Genomic DNA, 21,991 nt, shown 5'->3' with positions numbered 1-21,991 from the left:
AAAATAAAACGTCTGTCACATCTTTGAGCACACACCATGACAATTAGTCTTATTTTTTCTTTAACTATTTTCCTGTTTATTGCCGCGATAACACCAGGACCAAACAACTTATTGCTTACTTCATCAGGGGCGAATGTAGGCTTTAAAGGCTCGTTAAAGCTAATGGCTGGCATTATGCTAGGTATGCAATGCGTTTTATTAAGCTCTGCATTTGGCGTTGCCGCATTATTGATAATTTATCCTGCACTGCATATCGGATTGAAGATAGTCGGGAGTGCGTATTTGCTTTGGCTTGCATGGAAAACAGCAACATCATCTTATCAGCGTTTAGATATTCCAGCAAAAACACCCCAAGCAGTAAGCTGGTTTCAGGGGGGATTATTACAATTTCTAAATCCAAAAGCATGGATGATGGGGTTAGGTGCAGTAGGGAGCTTTAGTTTATCAGGTGATGCTTATTTTAGCTCTGTTATTGCTATTAGTTTTGTTATGGTCATTGTTAATTTCGTTGCTGGCATTGTTTGGATATTAGGCGGAACATTAATTAGCCTATTTTTACAAAGCAGACGCTCTTGGTTTGTTTTTAATATTTCAATGGGGATATTAACAGCGCTTTGTGTTCCATTGATTTGGTTTTAATGATTAATAAATAGTGATAAATCAATGGGTAAGTTAATCATTGCAATTCAAATAATCGTTTTTTAAGTTTGGTTGAAATGATCTTTCTAAATGCGTATCAAAAAAAGAGAATTAATCTATCAAAAGAGAGAGTTGCGATCATCTGTCATCTCTATTATGTATGTTACAGTATCATCATATAGAAGGCTTATTGGTTTCAGGTTTTTACTCTCTTTAATATCAGTCTTTTTATTTAATTATGTCATTTAACCTATTTTTATATCATTAAAAATAATTCTCCCATTAAGGAATTATTTATTCCCGCTTACTGTTTGTAATTAAAGGTTTTTTACTGTGTTAATGTTTTTAAAATGTGTTTTATATGGTTATTTAGTTAATGACTATGTTTAAAAACGCAATTTTACTGAATATAAATATATTCAATTTATATCGTGTTATTGACCAAGAAGAATAAAATATTATTTAAAATTGGAAAAAATTAAATTAAGTATTATAAAATATAGAGGTTAATGTGTGAGAGATTGAATAAAAAGAGTCAATATAACGTTATTATAAGAACAAGTATTTCGATAATAATATTACTTTTTTTATGATTTATTGTATCTCATGTTTTGTTTCTAATTGATTTTATTCTAAAAACCTAATTACTTTAGGTATTAAACGTTTTATCAAAATTATTCCATATATAACTATATTGTACTCAAAGTGGATATTGTCATTATGCCAACATTAACGAAGATTGCGTGGATCAAGCCTGGTATGGCTACAAATCAGCGTAAGATAGCAGACTATATTTTAGATAACCCAGAAAAAACGGTGACGCTTTCATCACAGCAATTAGCGGTCATTATGGGGGTCAGTCAGTCAGCCATTGTTAAATTTAGCCAAAAGATGGGGTTTAAAGGTTTTCCGTCTCTAAAACTCGCAATAAGTGAAGAGCTCGGTCGAAAAAATGCGGGTGCTGGGCAAAATGGTAGCATATTACATAATCAAATAGGCTCTGATGATAGCCTAGTGGTTATTGCACAAAAACTGGCGCAAGAAAAAAATAACTCTATTAGTGATACGACTCGCCAAATTAATTATCTTCATTTTGAAAAAGTGATCCAGCTTATTGATGAAGCTCAACGTGTTCAAATTATAGGTATTGGTGGATCTGGGTTAGTGGCGAGAGATTTAAGTTATAAATTGCAAAAAATTGGGATCACAACACTGATTGAAACAGATCATCATGTTCAGATATCTGTTGCTCAAATGTTAAGTTCAAAGGATTTACAGATAGTTATTTCTTATAGTGGCAAAAGAAAAGATATGTTAGTTGCGGCCTCGGTGGCTAAAAAACAGGGAGCAAAAATCATTGCTATTACTGGAGAAAAACACTCTCCATTAGGAAGAATTTCTGATTATATATTAGAAACAATTGCGGATGAAGGTGAGTGGCGAAGTGCTTCAATTTCTTCACGTACAGCACAGAATACGATCACCGACCTTATTTTTATGGCATTATTAAAGAAACGTGATGAGTGTGCGAAGACATTAGTGCTAAGTTCACAGGCATTAATTAATAGCTTGGATAATTAAAAATTTTGAACTGATTCAAAAAACTAATATTTAAATGTAGGTATTTACACTTATTGCTAAAGTTATTCTCCTAACAGCCGAAACGATAGTTATTTAGGCAGTCTTTTTTTGTTGAGATGTTTTAATTTCAATGTCGAGGAGAGTAACTAATGCGTAACAATCAACCGGTGACACAGCGAGAATACCCGGTATCTGAAAACGCAACACTGATGTCGACGACAGATCTTGATGGTAATATTATTTATGCCAACGAGGACTTTGTCGAAGCCAGTGGTTTTTCAGTGGAAGAACTTGTGGGGCAACCCCACAATATTGTCCGACATCCAGATATACCTTCAGAAGTCTTTAAGGATATGTGGAAAACCTTAAAGCAAGGCGAGGTTTGGACTGGGATCGTGAAGAATCGGCGTAAAAATGGGGATCATTATTGGGTAAGAGCGAATGTCACTCCTATTATACGTCAGGGTAAAATTCAAAGTTTTATGTCAGTAAGGACTGCGGCAACAAAAGAGGAAATAGCACAAGCCTCCGTACTTTATGACGCATTTAATCAAGGTAAGTATCCTTCTCACACGTTTTTAAAAGGTGCTTTTGTTTATAAAGGATGGCAACGTTGGCGCTCATGGAATCAAACAATCTCATTAAAAAAACGACTCCGTCTTTTTATCCTCTTACCCTTACCTTTTATGTTGTTAAGTGCATGGTTTGCCGGTTTATCGGGTTATACTCTTTTTATTCATATCGCGATTTTGCTGGTATTACTGATGGCAAATGAACGTATTCTGTATTTTCAAATTGTTAAGCCAATTAGACGACTTAATGAGCAAGCGAATCGAGTTGCAACTGGCGATGAACATAACGTTACATATATAAATCGCATTGATGAAGTGGGTATGACACAGCGTTCCGTTAATCAATTAGGACGTATGTTCCGCTGGTTAGTCAGTGATGTGAGTCATCAAATTCATCAAGTAGATATCTCTTGTGATCAATTAGCCGCAGGCAATCGCGATCTGTATGTGAGAACAGAGCAAACCGCCAGTAATGTTGAAGCAACCGCTTCAACGATGAATGAATTAACAACGGCGGTAAGCAGTAATAGTGAAACGGCAGGGCAGGCAAACAATCTTTCTAATATCACTTGTGAAGCAGCGATAAAAGGAGGTAATGCAATGGATAATATCGTTAACACAATGAATGATATTGCGAAAAGCTCTGATCGCATTAGTAATATCATTGGTGTGATTGATAGCATTGCTTTCCAAACGAATATCTTGGCACTTAATGCCTCCGTCGAAGCCGCTAGAGCGGGTGAACAAGGTCGAGGTTTCTCAGTCGTTGCGACCGAAGTTAGAGAATTAGCACAGCGCAGTGCAGAAGCGGCTAAAGAGATCAAAACATTGATCAATGCTTCGAGTGGTAATATCAAAGTCGGTTCAAAGCAAGTCAATGAAACAGTCGGAACAATGGAAGATATTGTGGTGCATGTTAAAAATGTGACCGATTTAATTGGTGAAATCAGTCTTGCATCATCAGAGCAGAGTGCGGGTTTAAAAGAGCTTGGTCGTGCTGTCGAAAAATTGGAATCGATTACGCATGAAAATGCGAATTATGTTTCGAAAGCCTCAATGATTTCAGGTGAAATGAAAGTACAAACTAACTACTTAGTTAGTGCAATCAATGTATTTCATTAATTTATCATTATTTAAGAAGTAAAAGAAAAAGACACCTACTAAAAATAGGTGTCTTTGTGTTTATTTAAATCACATTTTTATTATGATCAAATCAATGACTTAAAAGCTTGTCCAATCATCATCTTCACCATCGTTTACTGTCGTTTCTTTTGTCGATTTTTTCTCTTTGGCTTCTGCTTTGACGGTATTCTTTAGCTTTTCATCTTTTGTATGTAGTGATTTTTCAGATGAGAACTGTTTTTCTATGACCTTATGTTGAGCCTTTTTATTGAACTGTTCACTTTCAGCTGTTTTAAACTGCTCAACGATTTGTTCAAGGTTACCAGCTTCTTCAGTCAATAAACTGGCAACAGCGGAAGATTGTTCAACCATAGTCGCATTTTGCTGTGTTGCTTTATCCATTTCAGTGACAGCAAGAGAGACTTGAGTAATACCTCGAGTTTGCTCTTCTGACGCAGATAAAATTTCCGTCATTGAATCTTCAACATGTTTTACAGATGTCAGTATTTCGCCCATAGAAATGCTAACTTGTTCAACAAGATCATTACCATGGCGAACACGGCTAATAGAGGCATCAATTAATTCTTTAATTTCCTTTGCGGCCTCAGCACTGCGTTGCGCCAATGCTCTAACTTCGGTCGCAACGACTGAGAAACCTCGACCTTGTTCACCCGCTCGAGCGGCTTCAACCGCAGCATTTAACGAGAGAATATTGGTTTGGAAGGCGATGCTATTGATAACGGCAGTGATTTCACCAATTTTTTGTGAACTGTCGGCAATGTCAGTCATTGTTTTCACCATTCTATTGGTGACATCCCCCCCTTTGCTGGCAATATTGGAGGTTTGACTGATCAGGTGTGAAACTTCACGAGCACTTTCTGTATTGTTTCTCACTGTTGCTGTGAGTTGTTCCATACTTGATGCCGTTTCCTCTAATGCACTCGCTTGTTCTTCAGTGCGACAAGAGAGATCGGTATTCCCTGCGGATAACTCTTGGACACCAGTATAAATATGATGACTTGTCCCTCGGATCGCATTCACAATTAATGACAGTTCGGTACGCATATATTGAATGCCTGTAATTAATTGGTCGATTTCATTATTTCCTTTTGCTGTGACATTTTTATTTTCTAATAAGTTTCCTTGTGAAATTTCCGACATATAATCGACAATTTGATTGATACGTAAAACAATATTTCGACGTATCCAAATTACAACAAGGACAGTGAAAAGAATAAAAACAAGCATAAAGACAAAAGTTAAAACTAAGGTACGTTCATAATTACCTTGAGCCGCTTTTACTGCGTGAGTAACAACATTATCGCTGAGATAATCTGTTGCTTCATAAAGGGATTGAGTGAAGCGTTCATTGGTATTATGAGCATAAAGAGATTGAAAACCGTAGTAATCACGGATCTCTAAACATGAGACAAGTTGGTCAAGATCGTAAATTACGCGCTTAAAGAGCTTTTTCATATTCTCTATTTTTTCGGGATCAAAATTTGCCTCTTCAGTAGCAGTGAAGTATGCGGTAATAATACGAGTAACTTCTTGTTTTCTCTTTGGATAAGAGGAAAGAAAATCAGAGATTTTATTTTCTGCAATATCAGGTGTGAGATGAGCTTCAAACATAACATTTAGCATATCTTCACGTAATTTATTTAACTCAGCATAACCATAATCCATCGTTTTTATCTGTTCAAAGCCATTCGCTAATTGTGAGATCCGCTTATTTGTTAAACTCGCATCACGGATACTCATTGCACCAGAAAAAAGTTGAATGGCGCAAAACAGTATTAAGATAAACATTAAGCCATTAGATATTTTTATTCGTTTCAGCATAGCCTTACCTATTTAATTGGTTTATAGGACACACAGCAAGGAGCGATAACTATTTATCAATTAAACTTATTCGGCTTAATATTTAAAAACTTTACCTTTTCTACTCTATTGAATAGTAAAGACGACTTATATTTCTTTTTTTAGCTTTAATTGCCAGCTAATGGCTAAAATTTTCTAATGATTAATAGAATAGTCTATAAGTATATTATCTTACTTGTTTTTTGTGTTAATTATTAAAATATAAATATTAATAATGTTTTGTTGAATATTAAAACGATAATAAGCAGTATTTTATTTTTATTTATCTTTTTATCTTATGATAAGTAAAATAAAATTATCTATTTCATAAACATTCCTAATATTTCTTAAAAAATTCATTTTTTTTCGTATGAAAAACGATCTATTTTTGTGTTTATGTGCGGAGAGATCTGAAATACTCCCAGAAAAATGACTGGGAGTAGGGTAGGTAGAGGTTTTGTTATATGTTTTGGACTATTTTCTACACAGCTCTCTCACACAATGCTGTGTGAGAGATATCATTAAAAGCTTTCCCAATTATCGTCTGTTTCATGATTATGGGTTTTGATTGTTGGTGTTTTCAGTGTCCCCGTGTCTTGTGATTTAGCTGAAAATGTAGGCAACTTAGCGTTAACGGGTGTGACTTTTTCATGCTCAACTTTAAATGTATTCACAATCGTATCCAACATACTTGCTTGTTCACTCAATGTGGCAGAAGCCGCTGTTGATTGTTCAACCATCGCCGCATTTTGCTGGGTTGCTTTATCCATCTCATTAACAGCAAGGCTGATTTGTGCAATACCACGCGTTTGCTCTTCTGATGCAGATAAAATTTCTTTCATCGACCCCGAGACATGATTAACAGATGTAACAATCTCACCCATTGATAAACTCACTTGTTCGACGAGGTCATTACCTTGTCTAACACGTAATATTGTTGATTCAATAAGTTCTTTGATCTCTTTTGCTGCTTCTGCACTACGCTGTGCTAAATTGCGAACTTCACTTGCCACCACAGAGAAACCACGACCTTGTTCGCCCGCTCTGGCCGCTTCAACGGCAGCGTTAAGAGCTAAGATATTGGTTTGGAAGGCAATATCATCAATAACCGCAGTGATTTCACCAATTTTTTGTGAGCGATCGGCAATGTCGGTCATTGTCATCACCATCTTATTACTATGCTCACCACCTTGAACGGCAATATCAGCAGTACTCATAACGAGCTCTGTTACTTCACGAGCGCTTTCCGTGTTATTACGAATCGTTGCGGTCATCTGCTCCATACTGGATGCTGTTTCTTCTAATGCGCTGGCTTGCTCTTCAGTCCGGCTCGATAAGTCATTATTACCTGCAGCAATCTCTTGTACGCCAGTGTAAATCGTTGCACTAGTATTTCGAATAGAACTTACCATCTCTTTTAATTGAGCACGCATTTGTTGTAAGCCGAGCATGAGCTGATCGATTTCAGTCTTACCTGAAACATCACTATCAATGCGACTGACTAAATCACCTTTAGCAATTGCTTCTTGATAGATGATCATTTGGTTAATGCGCACAATAATGTATTTGCGGATCCAAATAAGAACTAAAGTGGTAAAGATGAGGAAGATACCCATAAAGAGCGATGCTATCCACAACATGCTGTGGTAATTATTTTCTGCTTCAATCACCGAAGGATTAACAACTTCATCGGTAATAAAGTCTGTGGCTTCATACAATGAATTTGTGAAGTTAGTGTTTGCTGGGCTTTTTAAAATTAAACGAACAGCGTTAGTGTTACGTTCACTTAAATACTGCACCAGTAAATCAAGATCAGCTCGGCTCTTTTGATAGAGCTGTTTGATCTGTGCCATACGTTGCTGATCGAAACCTGTTTGTGCGGATAGTTCAACATACTCATTCATCAATGCATCAACTTGCGCTTTACGTGCAGGCATGGTTTGCATAAATGTGGTGATGTTTTCATCCTCTGCTTGAGGATTTGAAATATAACTAAATGCTTGCGCAATAACATCAGTACGTAATGTATTCAACTCCGCATAGGTATTATCCATGGTGCGTAGTTGATCGAAACTGTATGAAATTTTTTTAAGAGTATTTTGAGTCTGGTAGGCATCGAGAATGCTTTGTACTCCAGAAATGATCTGAATAATACAAAACAGAGTCAAGACACACATTAAACCTTGAGAGATTTTAATTCGTTTTAACATAACCCTACCTATTAGCTTTGCCTTTTCATTGGTAAGTGGGAGGTCCACTTAGCAGAATGATTAATTCGGCTGGAATGTTAAAAACTTTAGAGTGAAAGAATTTATTTCCCTTACTTAATATAAATAGGTAGAAAATAAACGTTAGATGGTTATTTTTATTGGGTTATTACTAGATAGGGTGAGATTATGTTTTGTGTAAATCGTGCTATTGTAAAATGATATAAATACTGTAAGTGAAATGAATTGTATAAATTTTTAGAATGAATTGAAAGGCAAAAATAAAGGAACTATTTCACTTTAAATAGTCCCTTTTTTAATGAATGGCGCTGTATTACTGGGCTTCAAATGCGTTTGTCATTTCTTCCAGTGTTTCTTGTAACTCCATCCACTCCATTTCCACTTCTTCCAGTGCGGATTTCGCAACACCTTGTCGGCTTAAGCAATCAGAAAGCTCATTTTTACGGCTAGTATCATAAATACCACTATCAGAAAGCGCGGTTTCGATATCACTAAGCTCTTGGCTTAATTTATCCATCTTGCTTTCTAATGTTGTGAGTTTCTTGCGTAGAGGCTGGGTTTGTTGCCTAAACTCAGCTTCTTTGCGTTTTTGCTCTTTTTTATCTTGAGCACTTAAATTGGCGGTTGTCGTGGTATTGTCGTTATCTTGTTGGCTCTTGTTTGCCTGAGTTTCTTGGCGATTTTGATCAACTAACCATTGTTGGTAATCATCTAGATCGCCATCAAATGGCTCAACTTGGCCATCGTGTACAAGATAGAGATCGTCCGTGGTAGAGCGTAATAAATGCCTATCATGGGATACAACAACAATTGCCCCTTCAAAGCTAATTAAAGCTTGGGTTAATGCTTGGCGCATATCTAAATCAAGGTGGTTTGTTGGTTCATCCATTAATAGCAAGTTAGGTCGTTGCCAAACTAAAAGTGATAAGACTAAACGAGCCTTTTCACCTCCAGAAAATTGACCACAAGCATCAGTGACTTTATCGCCATGAAAGCCGAAACCACCCAAGTAATCACGTAATTTTTGTTCAGTTTCTTTGGGGGCTAAACGAGTTAAATGCTGTAGTGCCGACTCATCAGCGCGTAAAAATTCTAATTGATGCTGGGCAAAATAACCCAGTTTAATACCTTTAGAAAGAGCCAACTTCCCTTGTAATGGTTGAATTTCTCCTGCAAGTAATTTGATCAGTGTCGATTTACCTGCACCATTGCGTCCTAATAATCCAATACGTGAGCCGGGAACTAAATTGAGTTTGATGTCATTAAGAATAACTTTTTCACCATAACCTGCGCTGACTTTCTCCATTGATAAAAGTGGATTAGGTAAGCTTTCAGGTTGGCGGAAACTAAACTGGAATGGGTTATCTGAATGTGCAGGAGCAACTCGTTCCATTCGTTCAAGCATTTTTACACGGCTTTGAGCCTGTTTTGCTTTTGTCGCTTTTGCTTTAAATCTATCTATAAAACTCTGTAAGTGTGCAATTTTGGCTTGTTGATTTTCAAACAAAGCTTGTTGTTGTGCGAGTTTGGTTGCACGTTGCATTTCAAACGAAGAGTAGTTACCTGAATATTCAAAGATTTTTTCTTGCTCAATATGCAAGATTTTATCCACGATAGGATCAAGAAAATCACGGTCATGGGAAATTAAAATAAGCGTGCCAGTGTAGCTTTTTAGCCATTTTTCTAGCCAAATAACGGCATCTAAATCTAAGTGGTTGGTGGGCTCATCAAGTAGCAGTAAATCTGATCGACAAATCAGCGCTTGTGCTAAGTTTAAACGCATTCTCCAGCCACCTGAAAATGATTTTACAGGTTCACTAAGCTGTTGTTGGCTAAAACCTAAACCATTCAGTAAGGTCGCTGCACGAGATTGTATTGTCCATGCATTAATTGCATCTAATTGCCCGTGTATCAGTGCAATAGCGTGACCATCGTTTATCTCGTTAGCCTTTTGTAATTGTTGTTCTAACTGGCGATATTCTCTATCGCCATCAATAACATAATCAATAGCAGGTACATCAAGTGCGGGAGTTTCTTGGTTAACCCATGCCATTGACCATGTACTAGGATAGGTGACATTGCCTGCTTCAGCTTGAAGTTCACCTTTCAATAAAGAAAGTAATGTGGTTTTGCCACAGCCATTTTTACCGACTAGACCAATTTTTTGCCCTGGATTAATGGTTGCACTGGCATTGTCCAGTAACACTCTGACACCACGGCGAATTTGCAAAGAAGAAAAAACAATCATAAATATCGTCTATTAAGAGTATGTAAATTAATATATAGAGTAAGTTGTTCGTAACAGTTGGTCACAATGCGTGCATGGTAACGGAAAAAACAGTTTCTGACACGTTTTGTAAGGAGGAATGATGTTAAACGCATCAAATGTATTGCTGGTGTATGTTCATCCCGAGCCGCGCCAATCAATTGCCAATAAAGCGTTATTAAACGCGGTAAGGGATTTAGAGAATATAACTATCCATGATTTATATGCTACTTATCCTGATTTCTTTATTGATATACACCATGAACAATCCTTGTTGTGTAAGCATCAAGTGATCGTTTTTCAATTTCCATTGCAAACATATAGTTGCCCTGCGTTATTAAAAGAGTGGCAAGACAGAGTGTTAACACGTCCATTCGCGAACAAAGCAGGTAGCGCGCAATTAAAAGGTAAATCATTTCGTTGTGTTATTACAACGGGAGAGCCTGAGCAGGCTTATCAACGTAATGGGAAGAATCACTACACACTCACAGAATTATTACGTCCCTTTGAATTAATGGCAGAAATGTGTGGTATGCGCTGGTTATCACCAATGATTGTGTATTCAGCAAGACAACAATCTAAAACAGCGTTGACGCATATCAGTGAAGCTTATCGCCATTGGTTAAGTGCGCCACTTGAAGGGGAGCAAGCTTAATGGAAGATAATTGGATGATTAAGGCTGTGCTCTTTTTCCTGTGTGCTGCCGTGGTGATGGTACCTATTGCACAACGTCTTAAAATTGGTGCAGTACTCGGTTATTTGATTGCTGGTATTGCCATTGGACCTTGGGGATTAGGGCTGTTTAAAGATGTCGATAACATCTTACATTTTGCTGAATTAGGTGTGGTCTTTTTAATGTTCCTTATTGGTTTGGAATTAAATCCAGCCAAGTTATGGGAATTGAGACGTGCTATTTTTGGTGTTGGTTCAATGCAGGTGGTATTAACCGCTTCTATTTTTTCAGGGCTCATTCTTGTTTTTACTTCTTTCTCATGGCAGGCAGCCGTTATTGGTGGATTAGGTATTGCGATGTCTTCCACGGCGATGGCATTGCAACTGATGAACGAGAAAGGGATGAACCACAATGAAGGGGGGCAATTAGGTTTTGCCGTTTTACTTTTCCAAGATATGGCGGTTATTCCTATCCTTGCCGTTATTCCTTTGTTAGCTGGAGAAACGGCAAGCAGTGATTGGTATCGCATTGGCGTGAAAGTGGCTGCTTTTGCTGGGCTGCTGATTTGTGGTCGTTATTTATTACGTCCACTTTTACGCTTAGTTGTGAAATCTGGAGTAAGGGAAGTTTTTACTGCTGCTGCACTACTTGTTGTATTAGGTGCGGCTATTTTTATGGAAACCCTCGGTTTTTCAATGGCAATGGGAACCTTTATTGCAGGAGTGTTATTGGCAGATTCAGAATATCGACATGAATTAGAGATCTCCATTGAACCTTTTAAAGGTTTACTTTTAGGACTCTTTTTTATCTCTGTCGGTATGTCTTTAGATATCGGTATTTTATGGCGTTATCTTCCACAAGTATTATTGGGCGTATTAGTTCTGGTTATTGTGAAAGCATTGATACTTTATAGTATTGCTTGGCTAGCCAGATTGCGTTTTTCTACACGTTTACAATTCTCAGCCGTATTAAGCCAAGGCGGGGAGTTTGCGTTTGTTGTTTTCTCGACATCTATGGTAATGGGCGTATTAGACAGTCAGCAAATGGCATTATTGCTGGTGGTTGTCACGCTTTCAATGATGACAACGCCACTTGTGATGCAAATGACAGACGCAGTGTTATCGCGTCGTTATAATGAGGCTAAAACAGATGAACAGCCCTTTGTTGAAAATAACCACCCAGAGGTCATTCTTGTCGGATTTGGGCGAATGGGGCAGGTTGTCGGGCGTTTGTTAATGGCAAACAAGATTAACGTCACGGTATTAGAGCATGATGTCGGCAGCATAAGCACCATGCGAAAATATGGCTATAAAGTTTATTACGGTGATGCAACCGATCTCAATCTATTGCGCGCTGCTGGTGCTGAGCATGCTAAAACCATTGTTATCACTAGTAATGAACCCGAAGCTACGATGGAAATTGTTCATCTTTGCCAACATCATTTTCCTAACTTGCATATTATTGCAAGGGCAAGAGGGCGTGTTGAAGCTCATGAGTTGCTCAAGGCGGGTGTGACCGATTTTAGTCGTGAAACATTTTCTAGCGCCTTAGAATTAGGACGTAAAACGTTAATTGAACTAGGCATGCATCCTCATCAAGCTTATCGAGCACAACAGCATTTTCGTCGTCTAGATATGAACTTATTGAAAAAGCTGGTGGATGAATCTCCTGAAGAAGTCTCTAACGTTTCACGAGTCAAAGAAGCGAGACGGGAACTTGAGGAGCTCTTTAGTGAAGAAATTCGTCAAGAACACCATCAGCCTGATATTTGGGATGAATCTTTAACAGAAGATATTCCTCAAATACATAAAGAAAAAAAATCTATTGATAAATAGGAGAACTGACCCCATGTCTGCAACCCGTAAACGCTTTATCGCAGGAGCCGTGTGTCCACACTGCCAAGCTCAAGATACACTCAAAATGTGGCGTGAAGATAAAGTGGATATTGTGGAATGTGCGAAATGTGGCCATCAGCAACGGCAAACAGAGGGTGAAGTTAACTCGCTTGTTCGTGAAAATGAACAAGTCATTGGGATCTTTACACCACAATAATTGTAGGTTTTTTTGATATAACCCGATACAGAAGATTTATTTTTCGTTACAATCGGGAAAATTTTGCCCACGGGTATGTAGGAGATGTCATGAAAGTAGCAAACGACTTGGTAGTTAGTCTGGCTTATCAAGTAAGATCAGAAGACGGTGTTTTAGTTGATGAGTCCACGGTGAGCGCACCGTTAGACTATCTGCATGGCCGTGGTTCTTTAATCAGTGGTTTAGAAAATGCATTAACAGGTCGCGAAGTCGGTGAAAAATTCGACGTAGAAGTCGCTTCTGATGATGCATATGGTCAATACGACGAAAACTTAGTTCAACGCGTACCAAAAGATGTTTTTGTGGGTGTTGATGAGTTAGAAGTTGGTATGCGTTTTCTTGCTGATACCGATCAAGGCCCCGTACCAGTAGAAATCACTGGTATTGAAGGTGACGAAGTTATCGTTGATGGTAACCACATGTTAGCAGGTCAAAACCTGAAGTTTCATGTTGAAATCGTTGCAATTCGTGAAGCGACAGAAGAAGAATTAGCTCACGGTCACGTACATGGTGAAGAAGAAGAGCACGAATGTTGTGGTGGCCACGGTCACGGTGAAGAAGGCGGTTGCTGTGGCGGTGGTCATGGTCATGGTCATGGTCATGGTCATTCACACGGTGAAGAAGGTGGATGCTGCGGTGGTGGCGGCCATGGTCATGGTGGTCACGGCCACGGTAATGGCGGTTGTGGTTGCCAGCACTAATCTTTCTTTGAAAAGATCAAAAGGAGCGTTTAAGCGCTCCTTTTTTGTTTTCAATTTTGATATTAACAGCGAACAACGATTTAATAGTGAGGTGGCGGCGTTTCATCCTCAGGCCTAGCAAGTATTGAGGTTTGAGAATTTTTTAGGCGTTCAGAAACAATTTTTAAGGCTTCTTTAAAGCGGCTGATTTCAATTTGCTGCTGTGTGACCACCTGATTTAATTCTTCAATAGTCGCATCTTGGAAAGCAACTTTGCTTTCTAATTGAATGAGCAATCGCTCTACTTCCTTAATATCCATTGTGTTTTTCCTCCTTTAAAATGTCCTATTACGACGAATATGATTAACAAAATCGCGAAATTTAATCTTATTTACTGATATATACACAGGAAGACATAAATCTGGTTTGAGATAAAAGACTATTTTGCTAATGTGATAGCACTCTGTGCTGACAAAAATCCTAACATTAACTGTTAAGAGTGTCGGCAAATTTTTTAAATTCATATAAAATCGCTACCCGCGGATGAGATCTATACCGCAATGACAGCAAGAAGTGATGCAAAACGATTTTGCTAAGATCGATGATGATCGTTTGTAAAACGTAGCGACTCACTAACATATACTGGAGAATGGGATGAAATCTTTATTAAAAACGACGTTGCTGGCAACCAGTTTAGCTTTCGCATTCAGTGCACCTCATGCATTCGCTGAAGAAGCAGCTAAAGTGCCAACACTAAATAGTGCATTTAAAACTCAAAATGAGCAAAATGCCTATGCGTTAGGTGCGTCGATGGGTCGCTATATGGAAGCTGCATTACAAGAACAAAAAAATATTGGTATTACTTTAGATTCTAAACAACTGCTGGCCGGTGTTCAGGATGCATTTAATAGTAAATCAAAATTATCAGACTCTGAAATTGAATTAACGTTAGCGGCTTTTGAAGATCAAGTCCGTACTGCTGCAACAGCAAAAATGGAAAAAGAAGCAACAGAGAACAAAACTGCGGGTGATAAATTCCGTACAGAGTTTGCTGCGGAAAAAGGTGTAGTAAAAACTAAGTCAGGTTTACTGTATTTAGTTGAAAATCCGGGTAAAGGTAAAACACCAACAGATGCTGATCGTGTTACCGTAAACTACAAAGGCATGCTGATCGATGGTAAACAATTTGATAGCTCTTATGATCGTAACGAACCTCTGACAATTAGCTTGAAAAGCGTTATTCCTGGTTGGACTGAAGGTATGAAGTACATCAAAGAAGGCGGTAAAATCAAGTTAGTTATTCCACCAGAATTAGGCTACGGACAACGTGCAACAAGTGGTATTCCCGCTAACTCAACATTAGTTTTTGAAGTTGAATTACTGAGTGTTGAAAGCGATAAGTAATTCACTTATTTCTAAATATCACTAAAAAATGCTGACATTCATGTCAGCATTTTTATTTCTAATGTATCACTCATCATTTATTAACGCATCGTGTTAGTCTACTGTCTCTTCTACAATAATGGCTTTGGGTTTTTTAAAAACAAACAGCAAGCCTACAATGATTGCCCCCATCCCAGCTAAACTCAGCCAAGACATTTTATTACCTAAGAAGATGTAATCCATTAATGCTGTCACGCCAGGAACTAAATAAAATAAGCTAGTGACGTTAACTAAATTACCTGTTGTGAGTAAACGGTAGAGTAGCAATTGAGCAACAACAGAAATGATCACGGCAAGCCAAAGTACAGGAATGATAAAGCCAATATCGAATGAAGCATGAAAAGGCTGGAATGGCACAAATAACAAGCACAACACAAGGCTAACAACATATTGTAGCGGTAGGGCATCCATTGGCGCTAATTGCAGTTTTTTCTGTGAGATTGCACCAAAACTCATACAAAGTAGTGCAACTAATGCATAAATCATTCCTGTTAATGAGAAGGCTGTATTAAATAAACTTTGGGCAACCACTAACACTAATCCAGCCAAAGCGATTAAAAGCCCTAATAGTCGTGTCGCTGTAAAATTACGTTCAATTATCCATAGTGTAATGATCGGCTGAACACCCATAATTGTGGCTAACATTCCCGGTGTAATGCTATTAGCGAGTGCTAAAAGATAACAAATGGAATAACCACCAATAATAAGTAAGCCGACCCATGCCGTTTTTAAACGACTTCCTTTGGGTGGCAAAAAGCGATGGCGCTGAATACACAAAAAAGAGAGAAATGCTAAAGCGATAATAAAACGCCAAGTTAAAATAGCAAATGAGCTACCATTATCTAAACCCCAACGAGAAAAGATAGCGCCACTGCTCCACAATAAAACGAATAATGTCGTTGGGCCGAATTTTGCCCAATATTGACGTAAGTACATGATGACATACCTGTAAAATAAGCAATAAGAGAGCTTGATTATTTTTAGTGATTATTAGCTAATTGATAAGATATAGATGTTGGTTAAGTCTGTTCTTAAGCTAAGCAAATCAATCAAGCAACGTGAGTTGCAACAACAACCGTTGTATTGACTACAACCACTTTCACAGGCGGAGGTGGTGAAGAGAGAATTTCAATAGGTATAGAAGCAACAGAAATTAATCCTATTGTTGATGAAGTTCGCTGAGATTGGCATATCATCAGTATATTCATAGGATTAATCACTCGTTAAAATAATAATTTGGAATATAGGTAATCTATTCAATAGTGTCAATCTTTATCCTACCCGGGCCTAAAAAGGAAAGTTTCAAAAATAAACGGTGGGGATGAGTACAAAATATAAAGAAAAATGAAAAAAGCTGTGACCTATCACAAAGCTCTTATTCTAAGTCACTTGACGTAGATCTTCTGGCGATCTAACGTCAGAATCGTTCTTAATTCTGTTTTTATATTTAAATTTTTTTAATATTGAATTGATCCGCAATGACGAATCGTTATAAAAAATAGAACCTCAAGTCATTATCATAATTAAAGCCTTTAAGGATTATATAATCAAATGTCTAGCCCGTTATTTAATGGTGACAGCAGCGAGTTTGAAAAACTAGATAGCCGACCTTTTACTCAAACTGATCACGAAATACTAAAGTCCTATGAAGCTGCCGTGGATGGTCTGGCAATGCTCATCGGCAATCATTGCGAAATCGTATTGCACTCTCTGGAAGATTTGAAATGTTCAGCGGTTAAAATCGCAAATGGAGAACACACTGGTCGTAAGATTGGTTCTCCAATTACCGATTTGGCATTACAAATGTTACATGATATCACAGATGAAGATTCAAGTTTTTCAAAGGCTTACTTTACTAGAGCGAAAAGTGGTGCATTGATGAAGTCAATCACGATTGCCATTCGTAATCGTGAACGTCGTGTCATTGGTTTATTGTGTATTAATATGAACCTTGATGTTCCATTCTCTGAAATAATTAAAACCTTTATTCCTGAAGAAACACATGAAGTTGCATCTGATGTTAACTTTGCCTCATCTGTTGATGATTTAGTGGCGCAAACATTAGAGTTCACGATTGAAGAAGTAAATAATGATCGTGAAGTCGCAAATAATGCCAAGAATAAACAAGTCGTGTTAAGCCTTTATGAGAAAGGTATTTTTGATATTAAAGATGCCATTAATCAGGTTGCAGACCGCTTAAATATCTCAAAACATACGGTGTATCTCTATATTCGCCAGTTTAAAAATGGGGAATAAGGCAACATTATGAGTTCCTTGACATATTGTTTAGTGGTTACAGGGCCTCATTACGGAACTGAACAAGCTTCAAGTGCCTATTTATTCGCAAATGCCCTTCTTGAAAAAGGGCATCAAATTACACAAATTTTCTTTTATCGGGAAGGTGTTGTGAACGCCAATAAATTGGTATCGCCTGCAAATGATGAGTTTGATCTTCCTAAAGCGTGGGTGACATTGGCGAAAAAACATCAAATTCCCTTGCATGTTTGTGTTGCCGCTGCATTGCGTAGAGGCATTATCGATGAACAGCAGGCCAAAGAGCAGGAAATGGATAGCTATAACATGGCACCTGAATTTGAGCTAAGTGGTTTGGGCTCACTGGCTCAAGCGATGTTGACCTGTTCCCGAGTGGTGCAATTTTAATGAAGAAAATGAATTCGACCGCATTCCTTTTTACTCAAGCACCTCATGGTAATAGTGCAGGGCGAGAAGGTTTAGATGCTTTACTCGCAACTTCTGCATTAACAGAAGATATTGGCGTTTTTTTTATTTCTGATGGTGTGTTTCAACTCGTTGAAAATCAACAGCCTGAAGGGGTGCTGTCACGTCACCATGCGGCAACATTTAAAGTACTACCCTTGTATGATGTGACAAACGTCTATATATCACAGAAAGACATGGCTCATCGTGGATTATCCTCTCAAACTGCTTTTGTATTGGATGCACAGGTGATATCCCAACAAGATATTGCTCAAAAATTGAGTGAATATGATGTGGTATTACGCTTTTAATACAGAAGTTAGTCAGGAAGGTTGAACGGTTATGTTGTATACTTACTCTGTCTCTATTTATCAAAGTGATTTAGAGGCTTTTTTATCTTTATTGACAAAAGAAGATGATGTTTTGTTAATACAAGATGGTGTACTGGCAGTCCTTGATGACAATCCTTTATTAAAATATTGTCTTCAACAGCAAATTTCAGTTTACGCATTAATTGATGATGTTTTGGCAAGAGGCTTAAAAGATCAAGTATCTCATCATATTAAACTCATCAATTATGGTGATTTTGTCGATTTAACGGTAAAACACACCCAACAAATTCATTGGGGAGCGTAGAATTGCTGTATAATTCTTGACACATGAGCCCGTCAGCAATAAAATTCTGCGTCCTCATGTTTTGTCTTGTTGACAAGACAGAGTTCAAATCCGTGTTTACGAAGCAAAAACCAGGAGCTTTTTTTAAATGGCAACTATTAATCAGCTGGTACGCAAATCTCGTAGCTCGAAAGTTGTTAAAAGCAACGTTCCAGCTCTGGAAGCTTGCCCGCAAAAACGTGGCGTATGTACTCGTGTATATACTACCACTCCAAAAAAACCAAACTCAGCACTGCGTAAAGTATGCCGTGTGCGTTTGACTAACGGTTTCGAAGTTTCTTCCTACATTGGTGGTGAAGGCCACAACTTGCAGGAGCACTCCGTAATCTTAATCCGTGGTGGTCGTGTTAAAGACTTACCAGGTGTGCGTTACCACACTGTTCGCGGCGCGCTGGACTGTTCTGGTGTTAAAGACCGTAAACAAGCTCGTTCTAAGTACGGTGTGAAGAAGCCAAAGGCTTAATGGTTCTCCGTTAAGTAAGGCCAAACATTTTTTCACCAATAATGTCAAAATAAACTCATTGAGTTTTGGACAACCCTGAATTTTAAACGGAGTATTTCCATGCCACGTCGTCGTGTAATTGGTCAACGTAAAATTCTGCCAGATCCTAAGTTCGGATCAGAACTGCTGGCTAAATTTGTAAACATTCTGATGGTAGACGGTAAAAAATCTACTGCAGAATCTATTGTATATAATGCGCTTGAGACCCTGGCTCAGCGTTCAGGCAAAACTGAACTGGAAGCGTTCGAAATCGCATTAGATAACGTACGTCCTACTGTGGAAGTTAAATCCCGCCGTGTTGGTGGTTCAACTTACCAAGTTCCAGTTGAAGTACGCCCAGTTCGTCGTAATGCATTAGCAATGCGTTGGATTGTTGAAGCTGCTCGTAAACGCGGTGATAAATCCATGGCTCTTCGCCTGGCAAATGAATTATCTGATGCGGCTGAAAACAAAGGCGCTGCTGTTAAGAAACGTGAAGACGTTCACCGTATGGCAGATGCAAACAAGGCGTTCGCACACTACCGTTGGTAATCCACGGAGTATCGCAACTCTTTTCAGGACAGCTCTGCTGTCCTTTACCTGAATTGAACGCCCACGAGAGAGGAAAAAATGGCTCGTCAAACCCCCATAGCACGCTACCGTAATATCGGTATCAGTGCGCACATCGATGCCGGTAAAACCACTACAAGTGAACGTATTCTGTTTTATACCGGTGTAAACCATAAAATTGGTGAAACTCACGAAGGTTCAGCAACAATGGACTGGATGGAGCAGGAGCAGGAACGTGGTATTACTATCACATCCGCAGCAACTACTGCATTCTGGTCTGGTATGGCTAAACAGTTTGAGCCTCACCGTGTAAACATCATCGACACCCCAGGACACGTTGACTTCACAATCGAAGTAGAACGTTCTATGCGTGTTCTTGATGGCGCGGTTATGGTTTACTGTGCAGTTGGTGGTGTTCAGCCTCAGTCAGAAACAGTATGGCGCCAGGCTAACAAATATCATGTACCACGTATCGCGTTCGTTAATAAAATGGACCGTATGGGTGCAAACTTCCTGCGTGTTGTTGAACAAATCAAAACACGTCTGGCAGCAAACCCAGTTCCACTGCAAATTCCAGTAGGCGCTGAAGAAGATTTCACCGGTGTTGTTGACTTAGTTAAAATGAAAGCAATCCGTTGGAATGAAGAAGACCAAGGTGTTACTTTCGAATACGAAGACATTCCAGCAGATCTACAAGATTTAGCTGAAGAATGGCACAACAACCTGGTTGAATCTGCTGCGGAAGCATCAGAAGAACTGATGGACAAATATCTGGGCGGTGAAGAACTGACAGAAGCAGAAATCAAAGCTGCTCTGCGTAAACGCGTTCTAGATAACGAAATTATCCTGGTTACCTGTGGTTCTGCATTTAAGAACAAAGGTGTTCAGGCAATGCTGGATGCGGTAATTGAATACCTGCCAGCACCAACAGATGTACCTGCAATCAATGGTATCTTACCAGACGGTAAAGATACTCCAGCAGAACGTCATTCAAGCGACGAAGAGCCATTCTCATCTCTGGCATTCAAAATCGCAACTGACCCATTTGTTGGTAACTTAACATTCTTCCGTGTGTACTCTGGTGTGATTAACTCAGGTGACACAGTTCTGAACCCGGTTAAAGACAAAAAAGAACGTTTTGGCCGTATTGTTCAGATGCATGCTAACAAGCGTGAAGAAATTAAAGAAGTTCGTGCGGGCGACATCGCTGCTGCTATCGGTCTGAAAGACGTAACTACGGGTGATACTCTGTGTGCGATTGATGCACCAATCATCTTAGAACGTATGGAATTCCCAGAGCCAGTAATCTCTGTTGCTATCGAACCTAAGACTAAAGCTGACCAAGAAAAAATGGGTATCGCTCTGAACCGTCTGGCTCAAGAAGATCCATCTTTCCGCGTATCAAGCGACGAAGAAACTGGTCAGACTATCATTGCTGGTATGGGTGAACTGCACTTAGACGTGTTAGTTGACCGTATGCGTCGTGAATTTAAAGTTGAAGCGAACGTAGGTAAACCACAGGTTGCTTACCGTGAAACTATTCGTGATACAGTCACTGATATCGAAGGTAAGCACGCGAAACAATCTGGTGGTCGTGGTCAGTACGGTCATGTTGTTATCGACCTGTCTCCATTACCAGCAGGTGGTGAAGAGAACTACGTATTTATCAACGATATCGTTGGTGGTGTAATTCCTAAAGAATTCATCCCAGCTGTTGATAAAGGTATTCAAGAACAGCTGAAATCTGGTCCATTAGCAGGTTACCCTGTTGTGGATATTCAGGCTCGTTTACATTACGGTTCTTACCATGATGTTGACTCCTCAGAAATCGCGTTTAAAATTGCCGCATCAATGGCATTTAAAGACGGCTTCATGAAGGCTAAGCCAATTCTGCTTGAGCCAGTCATGAAAGTTGAGATTGAAACGCCAGAAGATTACATGGGCGACGTTATCGGTGACTTAAACCGTCGTCGTGGTATGGTTGAAGGTATGGACGATCTGCCTACCGGTAAGATCATCCGTGCTCAAGTACCACTGGCTGAAATGTTCGGTTATGCAACTGACCTGCGTTCACAAACTCAGGGTCGTGCTTCTTACTCTATGGAGTTCTTGAAGTACAACGAAGCGCCTAGCAACGTCGCTCAGGCTATTATCGAAGCTCGTAAAGCGAAATAAGATCCTTTCGAGTTCAATTTAGTTTACGCTCCCTCTACTTGAGGGAGCGATATTAAGGAATATAGTCGTGTCTAAAGAAAAATTTGAACGTTCCAAACCGCACGTTAACGTTGGTACTATCGGCCACGTTGACCATGGTAAAACAACTCTGACTGCTGCAATCACTACAGTTTTAGCTAAAACTTACGGTGGTTCTGCTCGTGCATTCGATCAAATC

22 protein-coding genes are annotated in these 21,991 nt (G+C 38.9%); 16 read left to right on the top strand and 6 right to left on the bottom strand.

The genetic code is table 11. The annotated features are described in order from the left end of the window. Nucleotides 1-36: 36 nt before the first annotated feature. The 3 genes from B6258_RS15190 to B6258_RS15180 all read left to right on the top strand — a co-directional run bounded on the left by B6258_RS15190 (nucleotide 37) and on the right by B6258_RS15180 (nucleotide 3,914). Nucleotides 37-639, top strand: coding sequence for a LysE family translocator (locus B6258_RS15190; protein ID WP_099075956.1), 603 nt, complete (start codon nucleotides 37-39; stop codon nucleotides 637-639). A gap of 720 nt (nucleotides 640-1,359) precedes the next feature. Beyond that, complete coding sequence (locus B6258_RS15185; protein ID WP_099075955.1) at nucleotides 1,360-2,220, top strand: SIS domain-containing protein; 861 nt, start codon at nucleotides 1,360-1,362, stop codon at nucleotides 2,218-2,220. 149 nt (nucleotides 2,221-2,369) lie between these two features. Continuing rightward, nucleotides 2,370-3,914 (top strand): methyl-accepting chemotaxis protein, encoded by a 1,545-nt coding sequence (locus B6258_RS15180; RefSeq protein WP_099075954.1) that lies wholly within the window; start codon nucleotides 2,370-2,372, stop codon nucleotides 3,912-3,914. 99 nt (nucleotides 3,915-4,013) lie between these two features. On the opposite strand, the gene B6258_RS15175 is transcribed toward B6258_RS15180, so the two are convergent. The 3 genes from B6258_RS15175 to B6258_RS15165 all read right to left on the bottom strand — a co-directional run bounded on the left by B6258_RS15175 (nucleotide 4,014) and on the right by B6258_RS15165 (nucleotide 10,250). Further along, on the bottom strand, nucleotides 4,014-5,756 hold the full coding sequence (locus tag B6258_RS15175) for a methyl-accepting chemotaxis protein (protein ID WP_099075953.1): 1,743 nt from the start codon (nucleotides 5,754-5,756) through the stop codon (nucleotides 4,014-4,016). A gap of 539 nt (nucleotides 5,757-6,295) precedes the next feature. Then, nucleotides 6,296-7,984 carry a methyl-accepting chemotaxis protein gene (locus tag B6258_RS15170; RefSeq protein ID WP_099075952.1) on the bottom strand — a complete coding sequence of 563 codons (1,689 nt, stop codon included), beginning with the start codon at nucleotides 7,982-7,984 and terminating at the stop codon, nucleotides 6,296-6,298. A 331-nt stretch (nucleotides 7,985-8,315) separates the two neighbouring features. Beyond that, nucleotides 8,316-10,250 carry an ABC transporter ATP-binding protein gene (locus tag B6258_RS15165; RefSeq protein ID WP_099075951.1) on the bottom strand — a complete coding sequence of 645 codons (1,935 nt, stop codon included), beginning with the start codon at nucleotides 10,248-10,250 and terminating at the stop codon, nucleotides 8,316-8,318. A gap of 121 nt (nucleotides 10,251-10,371) precedes the next feature. On the opposite strand from B6258_RS15165, the gene kefG reads away from it, so the two are divergent. The 4 genes from kefG to slyD all read left to right on the top strand — a co-directional run bounded on the left by kefG (nucleotide 10,372) and on the right by slyD (nucleotide 13,733). Further along, entirely contained in the window at nucleotides 10,372-10,923 is a 552-nt protein-coding gene (gene kefG / locus B6258_RS15160; protein WP_099075950.1) for a glutathione-regulated potassium-efflux system ancillary protein KefG, read from the top strand. Further along, nucleotides 10,923-12,776 carry a glutathione-regulated potassium-efflux system protein KefB gene (gene kefB / locus B6258_RS15155; RefSeq protein ID WP_099075949.1) on the top strand — a complete coding sequence of 618 codons (1,854 nt, stop codon included), beginning with the start codon at nucleotides 10,923-10,925 and terminating at the stop codon, nucleotides 12,774-12,776. Before kefG ends, kefB begins: the two co-directional genes overlap by 1 nt. Before the next feature lie 13 nt (nucleotides 12,777-12,789). Then, nucleotides 12,790-12,993, top strand: coding sequence for a YheV family putative zinc ribbon protein (locus B6258_RS15150; protein ID WP_036914399.1), 204 nt, complete (start codon nucleotides 12,790-12,792; stop codon nucleotides 12,991-12,993). An 89-nt stretch (nucleotides 12,994-13,082) separates the two neighbouring features. Continuing rightward, on the top strand, nucleotides 13,083-13,733 hold the full coding sequence (gene slyD / locus B6258_RS15145; protein WP_099075948.1) for a peptidylprolyl isomerase: 651 nt from the start codon (nucleotides 13,083-13,085) through the stop codon (nucleotides 13,731-13,733). A gap of 80 nt (nucleotides 13,734-13,813) precedes the next feature. On the opposite strand, the gene B6258_RS15140 is transcribed toward slyD, so the two are convergent. Further along, nucleotides 13,814-14,032, bottom strand: coding sequence for a SlyX family protein (locus tag B6258_RS15140; protein WP_023583298.1), 219 nt, complete (start codon nucleotides 14,030-14,032; stop codon nucleotides 13,814-13,816). A 334-nt stretch (nucleotides 14,033-14,366) separates the two neighbouring features. Between B6258_RS15140 and fkpA the strand changes: the two genes are divergently transcribed. Beyond that, nucleotides 14,367-15,116 carry an FKBP-type peptidyl-prolyl cis-trans isomerase gene (fkpA, locus tag B6258_RS15135; protein WP_099075947.1) on the top strand — a complete coding sequence of 250 codons (750 nt, stop codon included), beginning with the start codon at nucleotides 14,367-14,369 and terminating at the stop codon, nucleotides 15,114-15,116. 93 nt (nucleotides 15,117-15,209) lie between these two features. Here fkpA and B6258_RS15130 read toward each other — a convergent pair whose 3' ends face one another. Further along, nucleotides 15,210-16,091 (bottom strand): DMT family transporter, encoded by an 882-nt coding sequence (locus B6258_RS15130; RefSeq protein ID WP_099075946.1) that lies wholly within the window; start codon nucleotides 16,089-16,091, stop codon nucleotides 15,210-15,212. Nucleotides 16,092-16,204: 113 nt separating this feature from the next. Next, a complete protein-coding gene (locus tag B6258_RS18105) occupies nucleotides 16,205-16,363 on the bottom strand; it encodes a hypothetical protein (protein ID WP_164996184.1) in 159 nt (52 codons plus the stop codon). Nucleotides 16,364-16,706: 343 nt separating this feature from the next. On the opposite strand from B6258_RS18105, the gene B6258_RS15125 reads away from it, so the two are divergent. From B6258_RS15125 to B6258_RS15090, 8 genes are all read left to right on the top strand, one after another. Continuing rightward, entirely contained in the window at nucleotides 16,707-17,411 is a 705-nt protein-coding gene (locus B6258_RS15125; RefSeq protein WP_023583301.1) for a helix-turn-helix transcriptional regulator, read from the top strand. Between the two features lie 9 nt (nucleotides 17,412-17,420). Next, a complete protein-coding gene (gene tusD / locus B6258_RS15120; RefSeq protein WP_099075945.1) occupies nucleotides 17,421-17,816 on the top strand; it encodes a sulfurtransferase complex subunit TusD in 396 nt (131 codons plus the stop codon). Beyond that, complete coding sequence (tusC, locus tag B6258_RS15115; protein WP_099075944.1) at nucleotides 17,816-18,184, top strand: sulfurtransferase complex subunit TusC; 369 nt, start codon at nucleotides 17,816-17,818, stop codon at nucleotides 18,182-18,184. The genes tusD and tusC overlap by 1 nt, the downstream gene beginning before the upstream one ends. Nucleotides 18,185-18,215: 31 nt before the next feature. Then, nucleotides 18,216-18,509: a sulfurtransferase complex subunit TusB gene (tusB, locus tag B6258_RS15110; RefSeq protein ID WP_099075943.1), complete on the top strand. Its 294-nt coding sequence runs from the start codon at nucleotides 18,216-18,218 to the stop codon at nucleotides 18,507-18,509. 127 nt (nucleotides 18,510-18,636) lie between these two features. Next, nucleotides 18,637-19,011 carry a 30S ribosomal protein S12 gene (gene rpsL, locus B6258_RS15105; RefSeq protein ID WP_004236497.1) on the top strand — a complete coding sequence of 125 codons (375 nt, stop codon included), beginning with the start codon at nucleotides 18,637-18,639 and terminating at the stop codon, nucleotides 19,009-19,011. A gap of 99 nt (nucleotides 19,012-19,110) precedes the next feature. After that, complete coding sequence (rpsG, locus tag B6258_RS15100; RefSeq protein ID WP_004246897.1) at nucleotides 19,111-19,581, top strand: 30S ribosomal protein S7; 471 nt, start codon at nucleotides 19,111-19,113, stop codon at nucleotides 19,579-19,581. Between the two features lie 78 nt (nucleotides 19,582-19,659). Further along, the gene (gene fusA / locus B6258_RS15095; protein WP_099075942.1) at nucleotides 19,660-21,774 is read left to right on the top strand and encodes an elongation factor G; all 2,115 of its coding nucleotides are present in this window, start codon (nucleotides 19,660-19,662) and stop codon (nucleotides 21,772-21,774) included. A 67-nt stretch (nucleotides 21,775-21,841) separates the two neighbouring features. Beyond that, the coding region (locus B6258_RS15090; protein ID WP_235514998.1) for a GTP-binding protein at nucleotides 21,842-21,991 on the top strand (150 nt) is incomplete at its 3' end.

Origin of the sequence: Proteus alimentorum (assembly GCF_002607735.1) — a bacterium.
Classification (GTDB): domain Bacteria; phylum Pseudomonadota; class Gammaproteobacteria; order Enterobacterales; family Enterobacteriaceae; genus Proteus; species Proteus alimentorum.
This window is presented reverse-complemented; position numbering and strand designations above follow the sequence as displayed.